This is a genomic window from Rhizobium sp. 007 (genome assembly GCF_015353075.1).
Lineage (GTDB): Bacteria > Pseudomonadota > Alphaproteobacteria > Rhizobiales > Rhizobiaceae > Rhizobium.
Map to the genome: position 1 here is coordinate 517951 of NZ_CP064187.1, position 17663 is coordinate 535613.

The following is a 17663-nucleotide window of genomic DNA, read 5'->3' on the forward strand; positions in this document are numbered from 1 at the left end:
TCGCCGCCATTCGTCCGAAGGAAGCGCGCCATGTCTGACGCCATCTCTTTTCTCGCTCCGCGCGCCGATGTGCTGGCCCGCCGCCGCCAGATCGTCGGCGATCTCGTCGACTTGCTGCCGCCCGAATGTCTCATTCACGAGGCGCGAGAGCTCGTGCCCTTCGAAACAGATGCCTTCGTTGCCTATCGCCGGGTGCCGCTTGCCGTCGCATTGCCAAGCACCACCGTCGAAGTCGCAGCCGTGATGAAATATTGCCATCGCTACGGCATTCCGATCGTGCCTCGCGGGGCGGGCACCTCGCTCTCAGGCGGTGCCATCCCGCAGGAGGATGCGGTCGTGATCGGCCTTTCGAAGATGAACCGCATTCTGGAAATCGATTATCAAAACCGGGCAGCCGTCGTCCAGGCGGGCGTCACGAACCTCAATATTTCCGAATCGGTCTCGGCGGATGGTTTCTTCTACGCGCCCGATCCCAGCTCGCAGCTGGCCTGCACCATCGGCGGCAATATCGGCATGAATTCCGGCGGTGCGCACTGCCTGAAATACGGCGTCACGACCAACAACCTGCTCGGCGTGAAGATGGTGCTGACGGATGGAACGGTGATCGAGTTCGGTGGCAAGGCGCTGGATGCGGGAGGCTACGACTTGCTGGGTCTGGTCTGCGGCCACGAGGGACAGCTCGGCATCGTCACCGAAGCGACGGTCCGCCTGATCGCGAAGCCCGAGGGTGCGCGGCCTGTGCTCTTCGGCTTCGACAGTTCCGAGGAAGCCGGCTCCTGCGTCGCCGATATCATCGCGGCGGGCATCATTCCCGTGGCGATCGAGTTCATGGATAAGCCGGCGATCGAGATATGCGAGGCCTTTGCCCATGCGGGATACCCGCTCGATGCCGGTGCGCTGCTGATCGTCGAGGTCGAAGGCTCCGAGACGGAGATGGACGGCATTTTGAAAAACATCGTCGAGATCGCCCGCCGTCATGGCGTAAGATCCATTCGCGAGAGCCAGTCGGCGACGGAGGCGGCCCAGATATGGAAAGGTCGCAAATCCGCATTCGGGGCCACGGGGCGGATTGCGGACTATATCTGCATGGACGGCACGGTGCCGCTCAGCCAACTTTCCTATGTGTTGAAACAGACGTCGGAGATCGTCGATCGCTACGGTCTGCGCGTCGCGAACGTCTTTCACGCTGGCGACGGCAACATGCACCCGTTGATCCTTTTCAATGCCAACGATCCGCAGGACGCAGCGCGAGCCGAGGCCGCCGGCAACGACATCCTGAAGCTCTGCGTCGATGCCGGCGGCTGTCTCACCGGCGAACATGGCGTCGGCATCGAGAAGCGTGACCTGATGCGGCATCAATTTTCCGACGTGGATCTCGCTCAGCAGATGGCGGTGCGCTCCGCCTTCGATCCGGGCTGGCTGCTCAATCCGTCCAAGGTCTTCCCGCTTGATGGGCGCGCCGCCGTATGACCGATTTTCTGCCGGAGACGGAAGAGGCCGCAGCCTCGATCATTCGTGAACACGCGGCCGCGGGTAAGCCGCTTGCCATATGTGGCGGCAACACCCGCTCGGGCTTCGGCAATGCTGTGGCGAAGGACCGGTTGCGTTCGACCGGACTGACCGGCATCGTCTCGTACAATCCCGGCGAGATGGTCCTGACCGCGCGCGCCGGAACACCGCTTGCAGAGGTCGAGGCGGCGCTTGCGGAAAACGGGCAGATGCTGGCTTTCGAGCCGATGGACCACCGCCCGGTCATGGGCACGTCCGGCGAGCCGACCATCGGCGGTGTCTTTGCCGCCAACGTCTCCGGTCCTCGCCGCTTCGTAGCAGGCGCGGCGCGCGACAGCCTGCTCGGCATCCGCTTCGTCAACGGCAGGGGCGAGATCGTCAAGGCGGGCGGGCGGGTGATGAAGAATGTCACCGGCCTCGATCTCGTCAAGCTTCTCGCCGGTTCGCACGGCACGCTTGGCTTGCTGACGGAAGTCACCTTCCGCGTCCCACCACGGCCGAAAACGGAAGAGACAATCGTCGTCTCCGGCCTCAATGATGCGGAAGCAGCCGCTGCGATGGCCGCGGCGATGGCACAGCCGGTCGAGGTCTCAGGTGCAGCCCACCTTCCCTTGACCGTCACCTGGAAATTCCTCGGCGGCAAGCTGCCGGAGGGCGAGACGACCGTTCTCAGGATCGAAGGTCTGCCGGGCTCCGTCGAAGCGCGCGCTGAAAAGCTGGCGTCGGCGACGTCGGCCTTCGGCACGGTCGCGAGATTGGACGAGCCCGCCAGCCGCCAGCTCTGGCGCGAAATACGCGATGTGCTTCCTTATGTCGATGAAACGATGCGCCCGGTCTGGCGCATCTCCGTCGCTCCGACCATCGGCCACCAGCTCGTCGCCGCCCTCCGCCTCGAAGCTGGCGTCGATGCGTTCTATGATTGGCAAGGCGGCCTGATCTGGATGCGGATGGAGGCCGATCCGGAGTCGCAGCTCATCCGACGTTTCATCAAGGTGCTGGGCGGCGGCCACGCTACGCTGATCCGGGCAACTGACGCGGCGCGCGCTGCCGTATCGGCGTTCCAGCCGCAGCCCGAAGCCGTCGCGCAGCTGTCGGCGCGGGTGAAGGAGAAGTTCGATCCGGCGGGAATACTCAATCAGGGAAAGATGGGGTGATATGATGGCCGTTATCCGCTTGTGGCAGCACCCCCCTGTGTCCCTACGGGACATCTCCCCCACAAGGTGTGAGATTGGCAATGCATGTCGTGCGCTCTTTCCACTCTGGTCCAACTTCGACGGCAAGGTCGTCGCATCCGATCTTCCCCCTTGTGGGGGAGATGTCTGGAAGGACAGAGGGGGGCATGCCTCCTCACGGCCGGGAGTTGCCTGATGCAAACCAACTTCACTGCCGAGCAGCTAACCGATCCGCACGTCGCCGAATCCGAGAAGATTCTGCGCAAATGCGTGCATTGTGGTTTCTGTACCGCGACCTGTCCCACCTATGTGACGCTCGGCAACGAGCTCGACAGCCCGCGCGGCCGCATTTATCTCATCAAGGATATGCTGGAAAACGGCCGGGCCGCGGATGCCAAAGTGGTTACACATATCGACCGCTGTCTCTCCTGCCTGGCCTGCGTGACGACGTGTCCCTCCGGCGTCGACTACATGCATTTGGTCGATCATGCCCGGGCCCATATCGAAAAGACCTATAAACGTCCTTTCATGAACCGGTTGACGCGCGCCATCCTCGCGGCGGTGCTGCCCTATCCGGGCCGCTTCCGCCTGGCGTTGAAGCTTGCGAAGATCGGTAGGCCGCTCCAGGGCCTGATGCGTGCGCCGGCCTTGAAGCCGTTTGCCGCGATGCTGGCACTTGCGCCGAAACATATTCCGGCGCCGTCGCCCTTCTCGCTGCCGGCGGTCCATGCTGCGAAGGCGGAAAAGCGCGGCCGGGTCGCGATTCTGACAGGCTGCGCTCAGCCGGTGCTCGATCCCGCGATCAACGAGGCGGCGATCAGGCTTTTGACCCGCCTTGGCATCGAGGTGGTAGCGCCCGCCGGCGAGGTCTGCTGCGGCTCGCTGGTGCATCACATGGGCCGCGAGGAGCAGGCGCTTGCAAGCGCACGGGCAAACGTCGATGTCTGGACGCGCGAGATCGAGAAGGGTGGTCTGGACGCGATCATCATCACCGCCTCCGGCTGCGGCACCACGATCAAGGATTACGGCCACATGCTCCGTCTTGATCCCGCCTATTCACAAAAGGCGACAGGCGTGGCGGCATTGGCGAAGGACATAACGGAATTCCTGGCCTCGCTCGACCTGCCGGCCAATGTGCCGAAGGGCCTGACGGTAACCTATCATTCTGCCTGCTCCATGCAGCACGGCCAAAAGATCACCATGGCGCCGAAACAACTTCTGAAGGCGGCCGGCTTCACGGTGCGCGATCCGGCGGAAGGCCATCTCTGTTGCGGTTCGGCTGGTACCTACAACATCATGCAGCCGGATATCTCCGCGGCGCTGAAGGTGCGCAAGGTGAAGAATATTGAGGCGACGAAGCCGGATGTGATTGCAACCGGAAATATCGGCTGCATCACGCAGATCGCGACCGGCACAGCGATCCCAATTCTGCATACGATTGAACTGCTTGATTGGGCCTATGGCGGCGATATACCGCAAAAATTAAGAGGTTTTCCGTTAGCGTGAGTCGGGCCGGTTTTCGGCCGGTCACGGAGTTCAGCGCTATGCGGCGTACAATCATATTGCTTGCAGGTCTGCTTGGCGCGGCAGGGGCCGCTCACGCCGACAGCCGCTTCTTTTGCTCAACGGACGATAATAGCGCGCGGTTCACGATCGAAAGCGGCTTTCAGGACGAGGCCGGCCACAGGCTCAATCATTTCCGCGGCGCGCTGATCGTCAAGAACAACTCGGTTCCCGAGGCCTTCAGGAAACGCGTGTTCGATTCCAGCAAACTCACGAACCGCTGGTCGAATGACGGTGAACTCCGCCTCGAGATTTTCGATGATGGCAGCGAAGACGCCAAAGACCAGTCACTGAGCCTCGTCATTCTTGCCGAGGGCCGGGGGAAGAATTTTTCGGGCACCTACGGACTGATGGTCAGTGGCGACGGAAAGCCGTTCACCGCCAGCGGCAAGGTCAGCTGCGGCTCCAAGTGAGCCGTAACAGCTTGAACAGCCGCAACAATCTTACCTCACGTCAATATGAAAAGGGCGGCACAAGGCCGCCCGTCGTTATCAAGTAATCAGCGACGTCAGCCGCCGCCGAAGATAGTGCGCAGCACGTCGATGCCCCTGTCCTGGTAGGCGACGTTGCCTTGCTTGTTGCCGGGGCCGATGACGATCACCTTCGTGCCGACCGGCGCGCGCGAATAGAGATGGATGACGTCATTATTCATCATTCGGATGCAGCCGGAAGACATGTTGAGGCCGATCGTCCAGGGTTGATTGGTGCCGTGGATGCGGAAAATGGTGTCGCGTCCGCCCTTGTAGAGATACATGGCGCGTGCGCCGAGCGGATTGTCCTCGCCGCCCTCCTGAAAGGCGGGAATGATATGGCCCTTGCGGGCTTCGCGGATGCGCATCTCGGCCGGTGGCGTCCAGCTCGGCCATTCTGCCTTGCGGCCGACCTTGACGACGCCCGACCATCCGAAGCCATCACGGCCGACACCGATACCGTAGCGCGTGGCGCGGTTCTTCGACTCGACGAAGTAGAGATACTTGTTGTTGGTATCGACGATGATCGTCCCCGGTGCTTCGTCGGTCACGAGCCGCACGAGTTTGCGCTTATACTGCGGCTTGACGAACTTCGACTGCGCGACGCGGACGACCGGCGCAGCATCGTGCGTCGCTGGTTGGGCAACGGCGGGCATTATTGCGACGGAAAACGCAATGCCGGCGGCCACAAGGCCGGAGGCGACTTTCAGCATGATTGATTCCCCTCAAAAGCAAGATCGGGCTGAAGCTACCTGAACTTCAGCCTGATTCAAGATCAGTTGCCGCCGCCATTGCACTTTTCGAGTATGCCGGTCCCGGATGTCCTTGCAGAGCGGAACTAAATCCGGGCGTTACATGACGATAACCCGCGTGCCCACGTTGACGCGTTCGTAAAGGTCGACAACGTCTTCGTTGCGCAGGCGGATGCAGCCGGATGAGACGGCGCTGCCGATCGTCCAGGGTGCGTTGGTGCCGTGGATGCGGTAGAGCGTCGAGCCGAGATACATGGCGCGCGCGCCGAGCGGGTTCTCCGGGCCGCCATCCATGCGCGCAGGCAGATAATGGCCCTTGGCGGCTTCGCGGCTGATCATGTCGGAAGGCGGCGTCCAAGCCGGCCATTCCGACTTACGGGTGATCTTGTGCGCGCCGGCCCACTCGAAGCCCGGCTTGCCGACGCCGACGCCATATCGCCGGGCCTTGCCGTGTGCCATCACGAGATAGAGAAAGCGGTTGTTGGTGTCGATGACGATCGTGCCCGGCTTTTCCTTGGTTTCGTAATCGACCATCTGCGGCAGATATTGCGGCTCGATCTGATGGCGGATCACCGGTACCCCGGGACGAACGGCCGCAACCTGCTGCACGGCCGGTGCCCGGCGGAAGAACCGGCGCTGGAAGAAGCCGCGCGACTGCACGGCCGGGCGCTGATAGACGACGGGACGAACGCCGCCACCGAGCTGGTTGAGCCACGGCGCGGTGAGATCGGGGCTGAGAACGACCGGCGGGCGGCTCGCATAGCGATCGTCGCCGAGCGCCGGCGAGACAAGAAGGCCGATCAGGCCGGCGGCAATCAAGACGGATTTCATCATCGGACGGACTCTCTACAAATGACCGAGAATGCATGAGGGCGGCATTTCTGCCTGACAGAATGCTGCCATCATCCCGCCAGCGAATGGTAAAGATCGATTCATTAAAAGCTGGCCTCCGCAATAAACTTTTCGTCAGGGTTACTCTTCGGTTTGGAAACAAGGTTTCTAAATGGTAAAGCCGGATTCTGAGCGCAGGAGCTTCGGAGAAGAATGAGCGAATCGGGTATCATCACCGGCGACGACGGCAAGAGCCGCTGCCATTGGCACGCGAATCTCCCCGACTACATGCGCTATCACGACGAGGAATGGGGCCGGCCGGTCACCGACGATATCCGCCTCTTTGAGAAAATCTGCCTCGAGGGTTTTCAGTCCGGCCTCTCCTGGCTGACGATCCTGCGCAAGCGCGAGAATTTCCGCGCCGCCTTTGCGGGCTTCGATTTCGAAAAGATTGCGCTCTTCGACGAGCGGGATATCGAGCGCTGCCTTGCCGATGCCGGCATCGTGCGCCATCGTGGCAAGGTCGCCTCGACAATCAACAATGCACGGCACGCGATCGCTTTGAGGGCCGAATTCGGCTCGCTCGCGCATTATTTCTGGAGCTATGAGCCGCAACTCCACGAACGTCCGGCCCTCGTTGACCGCCAGCATGTTGCCGCCAATCCGACGACGCCGGTTTCGGTAAGGATATCGAAGGATTTGAAGAAGCGCGGCTGGACCTTTGTCGGTCCGACCACAGTTTATGCCTTCATGCAGGCAATGGGTCTCGTCAACGATCATATCGAAGGCTGCTTCTGCCGTGCCGAAGTGGAGGCGATGCGCGCGGCATTGGTACGCCCGTGAAAGTGTGGGTCGGAACCGCTGCGGCAGTCCTGTTGTCCACCACGGCGGCATTTGCTCAGGCGCCGCAACTCGACCCTGGCGAAAAGCTCGAGAAGTTGCAGTTTCCGGCCGTTACCATGCAGATCAAAGGCTGGACCAAGTTCGGCAACAGCGATGTCTATACTCTGCCGGTGCGCGCCGGTCAGCGCGTGAAGATCAGCTTCACGACCAAGAGCCAATTCGCCTTTCTTGCGATCTTCGACCTTTCGAAGACGGATGACGAAGCTTTCTTCGGTACGGACGAGGATGGCACGACGCTAGATGTGACCGTAAAGGAAAACACCACGTGGTTTCTGCGGCCCTATTATTCCAAGGTCTCGCCTCGCCGTGGCCTCGGGGCGCCTTATACGCTACTGGTCGAGCCGCAGCCAGTCGGCGAGCCGCAGCCCGCCACACCGCAAGAGCCGGAGCGCCCTTCACTCTTTCCGCCGGCACCCTCGAAATCCGGCACCGGCGAATAGATCAAGATAGTGCGCCGAGCAAGCTGCCAAGCTCGCCAAGGTGGGCGATCTTGCGAAAGCGTGGCGCATCCTTCGGTTCGTCGACGTGCTCCAGAACCCAAGTCATTTCATGCGGCACGAAGACGCCGTAGCTTCCGGCGGCAATCGCCGGCACGATGTCGGATTTCAGTGAATTGCCGACCATCATCGCCCGCTCCGGACCGTCGCCGACCTTCGAGAAAATCCGGCGATAGGTGACTGCTGTCTTCTCCGAGACGATCTCGACGGCATCGAAGAAATCGCCGAGGCCGGATTGTGCGAGCTTGCGTTCCTGGTCGAACAGGTCGCCTTTGGTGATCAGCACGAGCAGGTAATTTCCCGACAGCGCTTCAAGCGTCTCGCGCACATGCGGCATGGTCTCGACCGGATGGGACAGAAGATCGCGGCCCGTATCGAGAATTTGGGCAATCACGCTCGTTGGCACCTTGCCTTCGGTGATTTCGATCGCCGTCTCGATCATCGACAGCGTGAAGCCCTTTATGCCGAAGCCATAGTGGCTGAGATTGCGCTTCTCGGCCTCCAGCAGGCGCTCCGAAATCTTCGGACCCTCGGCGAAATCGGCGAGCAATTCCCTGAAGTGCTCTTCGGTCAGCCGGTAATATTGTTCGTTCTGCCAGAGCGTATCATCGGCATCGAAGCCGATTGTCGTCAGCGCATGTGTGCTCATCTCAAGCTCCTGCAATCCATGAAGCAATCTATTGATGGGCCGCGTCGAGACAAGGGCTTTTGCTTTTTCGTCGCAGCAGGTTGCAGCGGCGTTGAAAAGCAGAGGATCGGCATTAGGTAAAATATTGCCTACCCTGCAGCCAGCCCCGGCTGTGCCTGACACGTGCAGGCCAATAATCAAAAAATAGCGTTCAGCAGTCCGCAAGCGGCCGCTTGCGGCCGACACAAGGAAATTTCTCCATGCGATACAATCAACTCGGAAATACGGGACTTTTCGTCTCGGAAATCTGCCTCGGCACCATGACTTTCGGCGAGGCGGTCAGCGGCACCATATGGGGTTCCATTGCCGATGTGGACCAGAAGGCGGCAGACCAGATCGTCGAGCGCTCGCTCGCTGCCGGCGTCAATTTCATCGACACCGCCGATGTATATTCCTCCGGTGAGTCCGAAAGGCTGCTCGGCCAGGCGCTGAAGAACCTCGATGTCCCGCGCAAGGACGTCGTCATCGCCACCAAGGTTTACGGCGTGATGGGTGACAAGCCGAACGATCGCGGCGCATCGCGCGGTCACATCATGGATTCCGTCGAGGCTAGTCTGAAGCGGCTGCAGACGGACCATATCGATCTCTACCAGATCCACGCAACCGATCCCGTCACCCCGATCGACGAGACGCTGCGCGCTTTCGACGATCTCATCTCGCGTGGTCTCGTGCGCTATATCGGCGTTTCCAACTGGCAGGCGTGGCGGATCGCCAAGGCGCTGGGCATTTCCGAGCGCCGCGGCTTCGCCCGCTTCGAAACCGTCCAGGCCTACTACTCGATCGCCGGCCGCGATCTCGAACGGGAAATCGTGCCGCTGATGAATGAGGAGAAGATCGGCCTGATGGTCTGGTCACCGCTCGCCGGCGGTCTGCTCTCCGGCAAGTTTGGCCCCGGTGCGCCTGGCAACGGCGAAGGCCGCCGCGCCAATTTCGACTTTCCGCCAGTGGACAAGGACAAGGCCTGGGCCTGCGTGGCCGTCATGCGCGAAATTGCCGAGAAGCACGGCAGCAACGTCGCAGCCGTTGCGCTCGCTTATGTCCTCGCAAAGCCGTTCGTGACCAGCGTCATCATCGGCGCGAAGCGCATCGATCAGCTCGACCAGAACCTTGCCGCTGTCAAGCTGAAGCTCGATGCCGGCGACATGCAGAAGCTCGACGAGGTCAGTGCGCTGGCGCCGGAATATCCAGGCTGGATGCTGGCCCGCCAGGGTGCCGCTCGCCGCCCGGAACCGTTTGAGCCGAACGCCTGAGAACGGCGAACTGAAAACGCCGGTGCGGGAATGAACTGACCCCCGAAAGTTGGACAACAGCCTTCGGGGGTTTTACTGATGGCCCTACTTGCCGTGGGCTTTCAGCCAGGCGTTCATGTCCGCGATCTCCGCTTCCTGAGCCTTGATGACGGCTTCGGCGAGTTTGCGGATGTTCGCGTCCTTGCCGTATTGCAGCTCGATCTGTGCCATGTCGATCGCACCCTGATGATGCGGGATCATGCTGCGGACAAAATCTGCATCGGCATCGCCGGTCATTTCAATCGCCATATCCTTGTGCATCTTGGCGTTCGCCTCGGCAAAGGCCTGGCTTGAAGGACCCTGGTCGCCCATCGGCTTGCTCATGTCCATCTGCATATTCGTATGCATCGGCATATCTTGATTCATGTTCGTCTTATCCTGGGCAAGCGCTTCCTGGACAAGCGCTGGGGCGGCGAAGGCGAAGGCTGCGGTAAGGGCAAGAATTTTCAGAGACATGGGACTTCCTTCCTCTGTCTGACATAAGTGCTTTTGCGCGGCAGATACCGCGCGATCGGTATGCGGAAAGTATTGTCAGACAAGGCGGGGAGGTGGTGCCTGCGGTACAGGGCGAAGATCGGCGAGCGCATGTGCAGCGGCCGGTGAAGGATAGGCGAAGACAGACTTCGCGCTTGTATCGATCGTGAGCGGCGGAGGCACGATAAGACATACCGCGCAGAAGGCCACATGAGCCGTGTCGCCTGTTGCGCAGGGATCCTTGGCTGCGCCACTCTCATGCCCGGCCGTATCCATGCCGGCCATATCGTGATGCGTTTCGGCCAGGACGGGCTGTTGCATCGACGCGCACATAGGACAGCCCGCCAGCGCGGACATCGCGCTGTAGAACAGCCAGGCGAAAAGCATCGTCGTGATGGCGAAGACACGCATGCCATCAAGATAGGCACGCCCGGCAAGGAAGCCAAGCGACCCATGTGTGAATTTCAAAGCTTTGCCGCCTTGCGCAGCGCCTCGTTGATGCGCCCCGCCAGCCCTTGCCAGTCGCCTTGAAGTCGTCTTCGGTCCATTCGGGATTGTCGGAGACGTCTAATTCAGTAGGCGGCAATGACCTTGTGGACGATCTGGTAGTCAGCGCTTTCCTCGCCGATCGGTGCGACCGGCCATGACCAGCTGGCGTTGGCCGCAGGCGGCAAGACGCCATGTAAAAGGTCGGTCTCCTCGTGAGTTTTACCGCAGCGGTCGATGACGGCGTAGGAGATGTCGGTCAGAAGGCAGGTTCGGCAGGGCAAGGCGGCCAGATTGGAAAGATGAGCGTCGATCAGCCGAGCCACGCTGTCATCGGGCATCCTGCCCGGCTCTTCCGCCTCATAGCGCCGTTTCACGCCACGGCCGATTTGCGACAGCAGATTCGCCGAGACCGCGAAATCGAGATAGGGCACCGACCGCAGGAAGCCGAGCGGCTCCACCTCTTTCCCTGCCGCGAGATCATCATAACCGGAGAGATCGCGCTCGATGAGCCGGACATTGCGGTAGCCCTTCGTCTTCAGCCAAAGGCGCACCGACGCGACGTGCACGAGATCGACAAGAACCACCGTATCGAAGCTCTTCGAAAGCTCCTTGATCGGCACGTCGCAAAGCAGGCCTGAGCCGAGCACGACGACCGTGCGTGTCTCGCGAAGACCGTCCATCGCGCAGAGGATGGCTGTGCGGCTGTTCTCCTCATGCTCCGCCCATGGCCGGCTACAGCGCCTGGCGCGGGACCAGAGGTTGATGGAATAGCGGATGAACCTGCGGTTCGCCTTGCCCGTGACAGGCAACGTCGCGAGATAGTGAAGTGCCTCGATAATCATGGTCGTTCCCGCAATTCGGTGGGCTGCCCTTCGATCTTCGATTCTGGCTTTCGCTTCAAGTCCCTTCGCCCTTGCCGCTATCCTCCCAATCCGCTAGGAAACCGCCACTGTCACGATTGAGCGGAATGCGTTGGAAATGAACGAGAAGCAGAAGAAACCACAAAAGCTCAAGGCTCGCTTGCCGCGCGGCGTCGTCGACCGTTCGGCCGCCGATATCCGCGCCGTCAACGAGATGACCGCGAAGATCCGCGAAGTCTACGAGCATTATGGTTTCGATCCGGTCGAAACGCCGCTCTTGGAATATACCGATGCGCTCGGCAAGTTCCTGCCGGACAGCGACCGTCCGAACGAGGGTGTTTTCTCGCTGCAGGACGACGACGACCAGTGGATGAGCCTGCGCTACGACCTGACGGCGCCGCTCGCCCGCCATGTCGCGGAGAATTTCAACGAGATCCAGCTACCCTACCGCACCTATCGCGCCGGCTACGTGTTCCGCAATGAAAAGCCGGGCCCCGGCCGCTTCCGCCAGTTCATGCAGTTCGACGCCGACACCGTCGGCGCGCCAGGTGTTCAGGCCGATGCCGAAATGTGCATGATGATGGCCGATACGCTGGAAGCCCTCGGCATCAAGCGCGGGGATTATGTTATCCGGGTGAACAACCGCAAGGTTCTGGATGGCGTGCTGGAGGCGATCGGTCTCGGCGACGAGGACAAGGCAGGCCAGCGCCTCAACGTGCTGCGCGCCATCGACAAGCTCGACAAGTTCGGCCCTGAGGGCGTGCGGCTTTTGCTCGGCGAAGGCCGCAAGGATGAATCCGGTGACTTCACCAAGGGCGCGGGGCTGACTTCGCAGCAGATTGATCGATTACTTGATTTCATCAATATCTTGCAGACGGCAGAAACGGCACTCGGTTCACATCCGATGGTGCAAAACCCGGTGGCCAGTGCCGAGATTGATGGAGGGGCTATTTTTGACACGCTTCACAACAACTTCAAAGATTCTCCTAAAGGCATTGAAGGGGTTCTTGAGCTAAAGCAGATTTGGCAATTGGTTGAAGCAGCGGACTACGGTCCAGATCGCATCAAGATCGACCCCTCTGTCGTCCGCGGCCTCGAATACTACACCGGCCCTGTCTACGAAGCCGAACTGCTCTTCGACGTGACCAACGAAAAGGGCGAAAAGGTTGTCTTTGGCTCCGTTGGTGGCGGTGGCCGTTATGACGGCCTCGTCTCCCGCTTCATGGGCCAGCCGGTTCCGGCAACCGGCTTCTCGATCGGCGTTTCGCGCCTGATGACGGCGCTGAAGAACCTCGGCAAGCTTGGCCAGAGCGAGGTCATCGAACCGGTGCTCGTCACAGTCATGGATGGCCAGGATATGGATGCTTTGGGCCGCTACCAGCGCATGACGCAAGCGCTGCGCGCCGCCGGCATCCGCGCCGAAATGTTCCAGGGCAACTGGAAGAAGTTCGGCAACCAGCTGAAATATGCCGACCGCCGCGGCTGCCCAATCGCCATCATCCAGGGCGGCGATGAGCGTGCCCAAGGCGTCGCGCAGATCAAGGACCTGATCGAAGGCAAGCGCTTGTCCGGTGAGATCGAGGACAATGCCAGCTGGCGCGAGGCGCGCGTGGCGCAGGAGACCGTCGCCGAGGCCGATCTGGTGGCCAAGGTGAAGGAAATCCTGGCGGCTCAGGCGGAGGATCGCGCGAGGGCGGGCGGCAATGGGTGATTTTCCACTCCCCAACCCCTCCCCACAAAGGGGAGGGCCCCTGAGCGCCGCCGTCCTGCCCAACGCAGCATTCGCTTGGTCGACCGCGCTGCTTATCTCTTTCGGCGATCGCCGCGGGTTAGTCCTTCTCCCTTGTGGGGAGGGGTTGGGGAGGGGACTTTATTCGGGAGCCACCCCATGGCCCTGATCAACCTCCCCGGTTTCGCCAACGACCTCCTGGACGAATTTACCGCCCGCAAGACGGAGCGGATCGACACGCCGGTCATCCAGCCGGCCGAGCCCTTCCTCGACATTGCCGGCGAAGACCTCCGCCGCCGCATCTTCATGACGGAAAGCGAAACCGGCGCCAGCCTCTGCCTGCGGCCGGAATTCACCATTCCCGTCTGCACCCGCCACATCGAGACGGCAACTGGCACGCCGAAACGCTATTCCTATCTCGGCGAAGTCTTTCGCCAGCGCCGCGAGGGTGGAAACGAATTCTATCAGGCAGGCATCGAAGACCTTGGCGACATCAATATCGCCAGCGCCGACGCCCGCGCGATCGGCGATGCGACCGGCATCCTGGCGCGGCTTCTTCCTGGCAAACGCCTCACGGTCACGCTGGGCGATCAGGCCGTCTTCGAAGCCGTGGTCCAGGCGCTCGGCCTACCGCTCGGATGGCAGAAGCGGCTGATCCATGCCTTCGGCAATATGGGCCAGCTTGAAGCGCTGCTCGCGAGCCTCGTCAGCCCGCAATTCGTGACCGATCTGGATGACGATGTCGCACGGCTGATCGCCGCCGGCGACGAGGCAGCACTCATTGCCCATATCGACGCGACGATGCACAGAACCGGCTATTCCTCGAACGCCAGCCGCTCGCCGGCTGAAATCGCTCGCCGGCTGAAGGAGAAGTTGGTCCTTTCGCAAACGCGCCTCGATGATGCGGCCTTCCGCGTGCTCGAAGAGTTCCTGTCGCTGAGGGTGCCGCTCATCAATGCGTCGGCCGCTCTGGCCGGTTTTGCCGATGCCGCCGGGCTGAAGCTCGGCAATGCGCTCTCTCGCTTCGATGGCCGGGTGGCCGCCCTCGGCAATGCCGGGATCGACCTCGCCTCCATCGATTATCGCGCCGCCTTCGGCCGCCCTCTCGATTATTACACCGGCCTTGTCTTCGAGGTGGGCATCCAGGGTTCGTCCGCCGTGCTCGCAGGCGGCGGACGCTTCGACAGGCTGTTGACGCTGCTGGGCGCCAAGGACCGCATTCCAGCCGTTGGCTTCTCGCTCTGGCTCGACCGCATCGAAACGGAAAGGGCGGCCCCATGACCATCACCATCGCGCTGCCCTCCAAGGGCCGGATGAAGGACGATGCCTCGACACTCTTCGAGCGCGCCGGCATGAGGATCATCGCCGTCGGCAATGACCGCTCCTATCGCGGCCGTGTCGAGGGTTGGGACGACGTCGAGATCGCCTTCCTGTCGGCCTCGGAAATATCGCGCGAACTCGGCAACGGCACCATCGATTTCGGCGTGACCGGGGAAGACCTGGTGCGCGAAGGGCTGGCGGAAGCCGACAGGCGCGTCGAATTCTGCGCCCGCCTCGGTTTCGGCCGCGCCGACGTGGTGGTTGCCGTTCCTGAGATCTGGCTCGATGTCGACACCATGGCCGATCTCGGCGATGTCGCGGCCGACTTCCGCGCCCGCCATGGCCGCCGTTTGACCATCGCAACCAAGTATTGGCGGCTGACGCAGCAGTTCTTCTCCAGCCAGCATGGCATCCAGCTCTACCGCATCGTCGAAAGCCTTGGTGCGACGGAAGGGGCCCCGGCCTCCGGCTCCGCTGATATCATCGTCGACATCACCTCGACCGGCTCCACCTTGAGGGCGAACCATCTGCGGGTGCTGAACGACGGTGTGATCTTGCGCTCGGAAGCCTGCCTCGTCCGCGCCCGCAAGGAGAGCCACGCCGGCGAGCCGTCGGTGGCGAGGATCATAGAGGCGGTGCGCAGCGCCCTTTGATTTCTGCAAAGAACCAAACGAACAACCCGCCGTCTTTCCGACGGCGGGTTTCTTCTGCTTGGGAGGATGTTGCGCGCTTAGGCGGCAACGGCATATGCGCCACGGCGTGCATCCAGCGAATAGGCGCCCGGGCCGAAGGTGGCGAGGAGGATATAGGCGCCGGCAAGCGTCAGGTTCTTCATCAGCATGATCTGGTTGAGCACGTTGATCCAGCCATTGGCCGCAGCCGGAAAATCCGGAACGTTGATCGTGCCGCTGTGGAAGACGAGGCCGGTGAAGGCGCAGAAGAGGGCGAGTGCCCAGCCGACGATACGGGTCTGGAAACCAACGAGGACGGCAAGCCCGGCAACAAGCTCAAAGAGGCCAGCGGCATAGGCGAGAAGTGTTGCGGCAGGAAGGCCGGCACCGCTGATCATCCCGGCCGTACCGGCCGGATCGGTGAGCTTGCCGAAGCCGGACATGATGAACATAAACGAAAGCAGGATGCGGGCGACAAGAAGGACGATGTTGGTGGTATTCGACATGGACGCGATCTCCGTTTGAATTGCTCTGGAGGTCCCCGTGCCCCGGCACCGTTTGAACCCCGATTGGCCGGCGTTGTCGCCTTTTTTGGGCACGATGAAAAGATAAACAAATGAGGATGGTTTGTTCACTAATCTGAAACGATCACTCCGTTGAGCGGCTTGTCTTTTGCGTCGCCGGTCTTCTATGTTCGCCACCCGCCCCCAGGAGAAAATGGCATGGCAGACCTTTCCGCATTTCCGATCACCAAGCGCTGGCCGGCGCAGAACCCAAATGTTATTCAGCTTTATTCGCTGCAAACGCCGAACGGCGTGAAGATAGCGATCGCGCTGGAAGAGCTCGGTCTGCCTTACGAGCCGCATTACATCTCCTTTGGAACCAACAATCAGAAGTCTCCCGAATTCCTCTCGCTCAATCCGAATGGCCGCATACCGGCGATCATGGATCCGAACGGGCCGGGCGGGAAGCCGATCGGCCTCTTCGAATCAGGCGCGATTCTCCTCTATCTCGCGGAAAAAACCGGCCAGCTCCTGCCCCCGGATGCTGTGGGGCGCTACGAGACCATCCAGTGGGTGTTCTTCCAGATGGCGGGCGTCGGCCCGATGTTCGGCCAGTTCGGCCATTTCTACAAGTTCGCGGCCGACAAGGTCGCCAACAATTCCTATCCGATGGAGCGTTACCGCGACGAAGCCAAGCGGCTGCTGAGCGTGCTGGAAGCGCGCCTTGAGGGACGGCAGTGGATCATGGGCGACGCCTACACCATCGCGGACATCACCACATTCCCATGGATCCGCGGCGCCGACATCTTCTACGGCGGCCGGGAAGTCCTGGACTACGCGAAGTTCCCCTCCGTCATGGCCTGGCTCGAACGCTGCATCGCGCGTCCGGCAAGTGCCAAGGGTCTGAATATCCCTGTGAAGCCGGAGTAATCCGGCCTAAAGGAAGAGGCCGGTCGCAGGAACGGCCCTTAGAATTAGCGGCTTTGCGGGAAGCTTTTTATGCCGTTCGTTCTATATTTGTTCCGTATCTCGTGTAATGTTCGCATCTAACGAGGCGAGTCTGGGAGGTAGCAGATGGAAGACAAGCGCACTGCATTTCGCAAACTGCACGAAGCACTGGGCGCGTTCATTATCCCCAATCCCTGGGATATCGGCACAGCCCGGATTTTAGCTGCCTTGGGTTTTCCAGCGCTCGCCACCACCAGCGCTGGCATGGCGTTCTCTCTGGGCGTCGCGGAGGGCGCCGTCTCACGAGAAGACACCTTGGACCATTGCCGATCCATCGTGGCCGCAACGCCGCTCCCCGTCTCGGCCGACCTCGAAAAAGGCTTCGGCGACAGTCCGCAGAGTGCTGCCGAGACGATCCGAGCCGCCGCCGACATCGGTCTCGCCGGGTGTTCGCTTGAAGATCATACCGGCCGGCGCGATGATCCGATCTATGATTTCACGCTGGCGGTAGAGCGTATAGAGGCGGCTGTCGAGGCCCGCCGTTCTCTGCCGCACGATTTCGTGCTGACGGCGCGTTGTGAGAATTTTTTGTGGGACCGCGCCGATCTCGACGACACGATCCGGCGACTGCAAGCGTTCGAGAAGGCCGGAGCCGACGTGCTCTATGCACCCGGCCTTCGTGACCTTCGCACGATCCGGTTGGTTTGCAAGGCCGTGACGAAGCCCGTCAACGTTGTGATGGGAATGCCCGGCGCAACGTTCAGCGTGGCAGAGTTGGCGGAGGCGGGCGTCAAGCGGATAAGTGTCGGTTCGGGGCTGGCGAGGCTCGCCTTCGGCACGTTCGTGAACGCGGCGCGGGAAATGCGATCGGCAGGTACCTTCCGTTTCTCAGACCAGGCGATGAGCTTTGCGGAGCTGGAGGGTTTTTTCACCGGAACGACGAAGACATGAGAATGTCGCGAAACTCCTGGCCTGCCGGTGCGATATTCCACGGT

19 protein-coding genes are annotated in these 17663 nt (G+C 61.3%); 12 read left to right on the plus strand and 7 right to left on the minus strand.

Translation table 11 applies throughout. The features are described 5' to 3' along the window. Window positions 1–30 precede the first annotated feature (30 nt). From ISN39_RS02460 to ISN39_RS02475, 4 genes are all read left to right on the plus strand, one after another. On the plus strand, window positions 31–1470 hold the full coding sequence (locus tag ISN39_RS02460) for an FAD-linked oxidase C-terminal domain-containing protein (RefSeq protein ID WP_194729064.1): 1440 nt from the start codon (window positions 31–33) through the stop codon (window positions 1468–1470). Next, a complete protein-coding gene (gene glcE / locus ISN39_RS02465) occupies window positions 1467–2663 on the plus strand; it encodes a glycolate oxidase subunit GlcE (RefSeq protein ID WP_194729065.1) in 1197 nt (398 codons plus the stop codon). Before ISN39_RS02460 ends, glcE begins: the two co-directional genes overlap by 4 nt. Before the next feature lie 213 nt (window positions 2664–2876). Next, entirely contained in the window at window positions 2877–4187 is a 1311-nt protein-coding gene (glcF, locus tag ISN39_RS02470; protein WP_194729066.1) for a glycolate oxidase subunit GlcF, read from the plus strand. A 38-nt stretch (window positions 4188–4225) separates the two neighbouring features. Next, complete coding sequence (locus tag ISN39_RS02475) at window positions 4226–4657, plus strand: hypothetical protein (RefSeq protein WP_194729067.1); 432 nt, start codon at window positions 4226–4228, stop codon at window positions 4655–4657. A gap of 95 nt (window positions 4658–4752) precedes the next feature. Here the strand turns inward: ISN39_RS02475 and ISN39_RS02480 are convergent, their stop codons facing one another. Next, entirely contained in the window at window positions 4753–5427 is a 675-nt protein-coding gene (locus ISN39_RS02480; RefSeq protein WP_194729068.1) for a L,D-transpeptidase, read from the minus strand. A gap of 138 nt (window positions 5428–5565) precedes the next feature. Next, complete coding sequence (locus ISN39_RS02485; protein WP_194729069.1) at window positions 5566–6300, minus strand: L,D-transpeptidase; 735 nt, start codon at window positions 6298–6300, stop codon at window positions 5566–5568. Between the two features lie 210 nt (window positions 6301–6510). On the opposite strand from ISN39_RS02485, the gene ISN39_RS02490 reads away from it, so the two are divergent. After that, on the plus strand, window positions 6511–7140 hold the full coding sequence (locus tag ISN39_RS02490; RefSeq protein ID WP_194729070.1) for a DNA-3-methyladenine glycosylase I: 630 nt from the start codon (window positions 6511–6513) through the stop codon (window positions 7138–7140). Continuing rightward, on the plus strand, window positions 7137–7640 hold the full coding sequence (locus tag ISN39_RS02495) for a PPC domain-containing protein (RefSeq protein WP_239595355.1): 504 nt from the start codon (window positions 7137–7139) through the stop codon (window positions 7638–7640). Before ISN39_RS02490 ends, ISN39_RS02495 begins: the two co-directional genes overlap by 4 nt. Before the next feature lies 1 nt (window position 7641). Here the strand turns inward: ISN39_RS02495 and ISN39_RS02500 are convergent, their stop codons facing one another. Further along, on the minus strand, window positions 7642–8346 hold the full coding sequence (locus tag ISN39_RS02500) for an HAD family hydrolase (RefSeq protein WP_074066801.1): 705 nt from the start codon (window positions 8344–8346) through the stop codon (window positions 7642–7644). Between the two features lie 239 nt (window positions 8347–8585). Between ISN39_RS02500 and ISN39_RS02505 the strand changes: the two genes are divergently transcribed. Continuing rightward, window positions 8586–9635 (plus strand): aldo/keto reductase, encoded by a 1050-nt coding sequence (locus tag ISN39_RS02505; RefSeq protein WP_194729071.1) that lies wholly within the window; start codon window positions 8586–8588, stop codon window positions 9633–9635. Between the two features lie 84 nt (window positions 9636–9719). Here ISN39_RS02505 and ISN39_RS02510 read toward each other — a convergent pair whose 3' ends face one another. The 3 genes from ISN39_RS02510 to ISN39_RS02520 form a co-directional block, all read right to left on the minus strand. Further along, window positions 9720–10130, minus strand: coding sequence for a DUF305 domain-containing protein (locus tag ISN39_RS02510; protein WP_194729072.1), 411 nt, complete (start codon window positions 10128–10130; stop codon window positions 9720–9722). 75 nt (window positions 10131–10205) lie between these two features. Next, on the minus strand, window positions 10206–10559 hold the full coding sequence (locus ISN39_RS02515; RefSeq protein ID WP_194730085.1) for a hypothetical protein: 354 nt from the start codon (window positions 10557–10559) through the stop codon (window positions 10206–10208). A gap of 161 nt (window positions 10560–10720) precedes the next feature. Beyond that, window positions 10721–11479 (minus strand): hypothetical protein, encoded by a 759-nt coding sequence (locus ISN39_RS02520; protein WP_194729073.1) that lies wholly within the window; start codon window positions 11477–11479, stop codon window positions 10721–10723. Between the two features lie 136 nt (window positions 11480–11615). Between ISN39_RS02520 and hisS the strand changes: the two genes are divergently transcribed. From hisS to hisG, 3 genes are all read left to right on the plus strand, one after another. Further along, entirely contained in the window at window positions 11616–13208 is a 1593-nt protein-coding gene (hisS, locus tag ISN39_RS02525; RefSeq protein ID WP_194729074.1) for a histidine--tRNA ligase, read from the plus strand. A gap of 177 nt (window positions 13209–13385) precedes the next feature. Further along, window positions 13386–14507 carry an ATP phosphoribosyltransferase regulatory subunit gene (locus tag ISN39_RS02530; RefSeq protein WP_194729075.1) on the plus strand — a complete coding sequence of 374 codons (1122 nt, stop codon included), beginning with the start codon at window positions 13386–13388 and terminating at the stop codon, window positions 14505–14507. After that, window positions 14504–15199, plus strand: a complete 696-nt coding sequence (hisG, locus tag ISN39_RS02535; protein ID WP_194729076.1) for an ATP phosphoribosyltransferase — start codon at window positions 14504–14506, stop codon at window positions 15197–15199. Before ISN39_RS02530 ends, hisG begins: the two co-directional genes overlap by 4 nt. 77 nt (window positions 15200–15276) lie before the next feature. On the opposite strand, the gene ISN39_RS02540 is transcribed toward hisG, so the two are convergent. Next, window positions 15277–15723 (minus strand): DoxX family protein, encoded by a 447-nt coding sequence (locus tag ISN39_RS02540; protein WP_194729077.1) that lies wholly within the window; start codon window positions 15721–15723, stop codon window positions 15277–15279. A gap of 216 nt (window positions 15724–15939) precedes the next feature. On the opposite strand from ISN39_RS02540, the gene ISN39_RS02545 reads away from it, so the two are divergent. After that, complete coding sequence (locus tag ISN39_RS02545; RefSeq protein WP_039844098.1) at window positions 15940–16650, plus strand: glutathione binding-like protein; 711 nt, start codon at window positions 15940–15942, stop codon at window positions 16648–16650. A gap of 144 nt (window positions 16651–16794) precedes the next feature. After that, window positions 16795–17619, plus strand: a complete 825-nt coding sequence (locus tag ISN39_RS02550) for an isocitrate lyase/phosphoenolpyruvate mutase family protein (RefSeq protein ID WP_194729078.1) — start codon at window positions 16795–16797, stop codon at window positions 17617–17619. Window positions 17620–17663 lie beyond the last annotated feature (44 nt).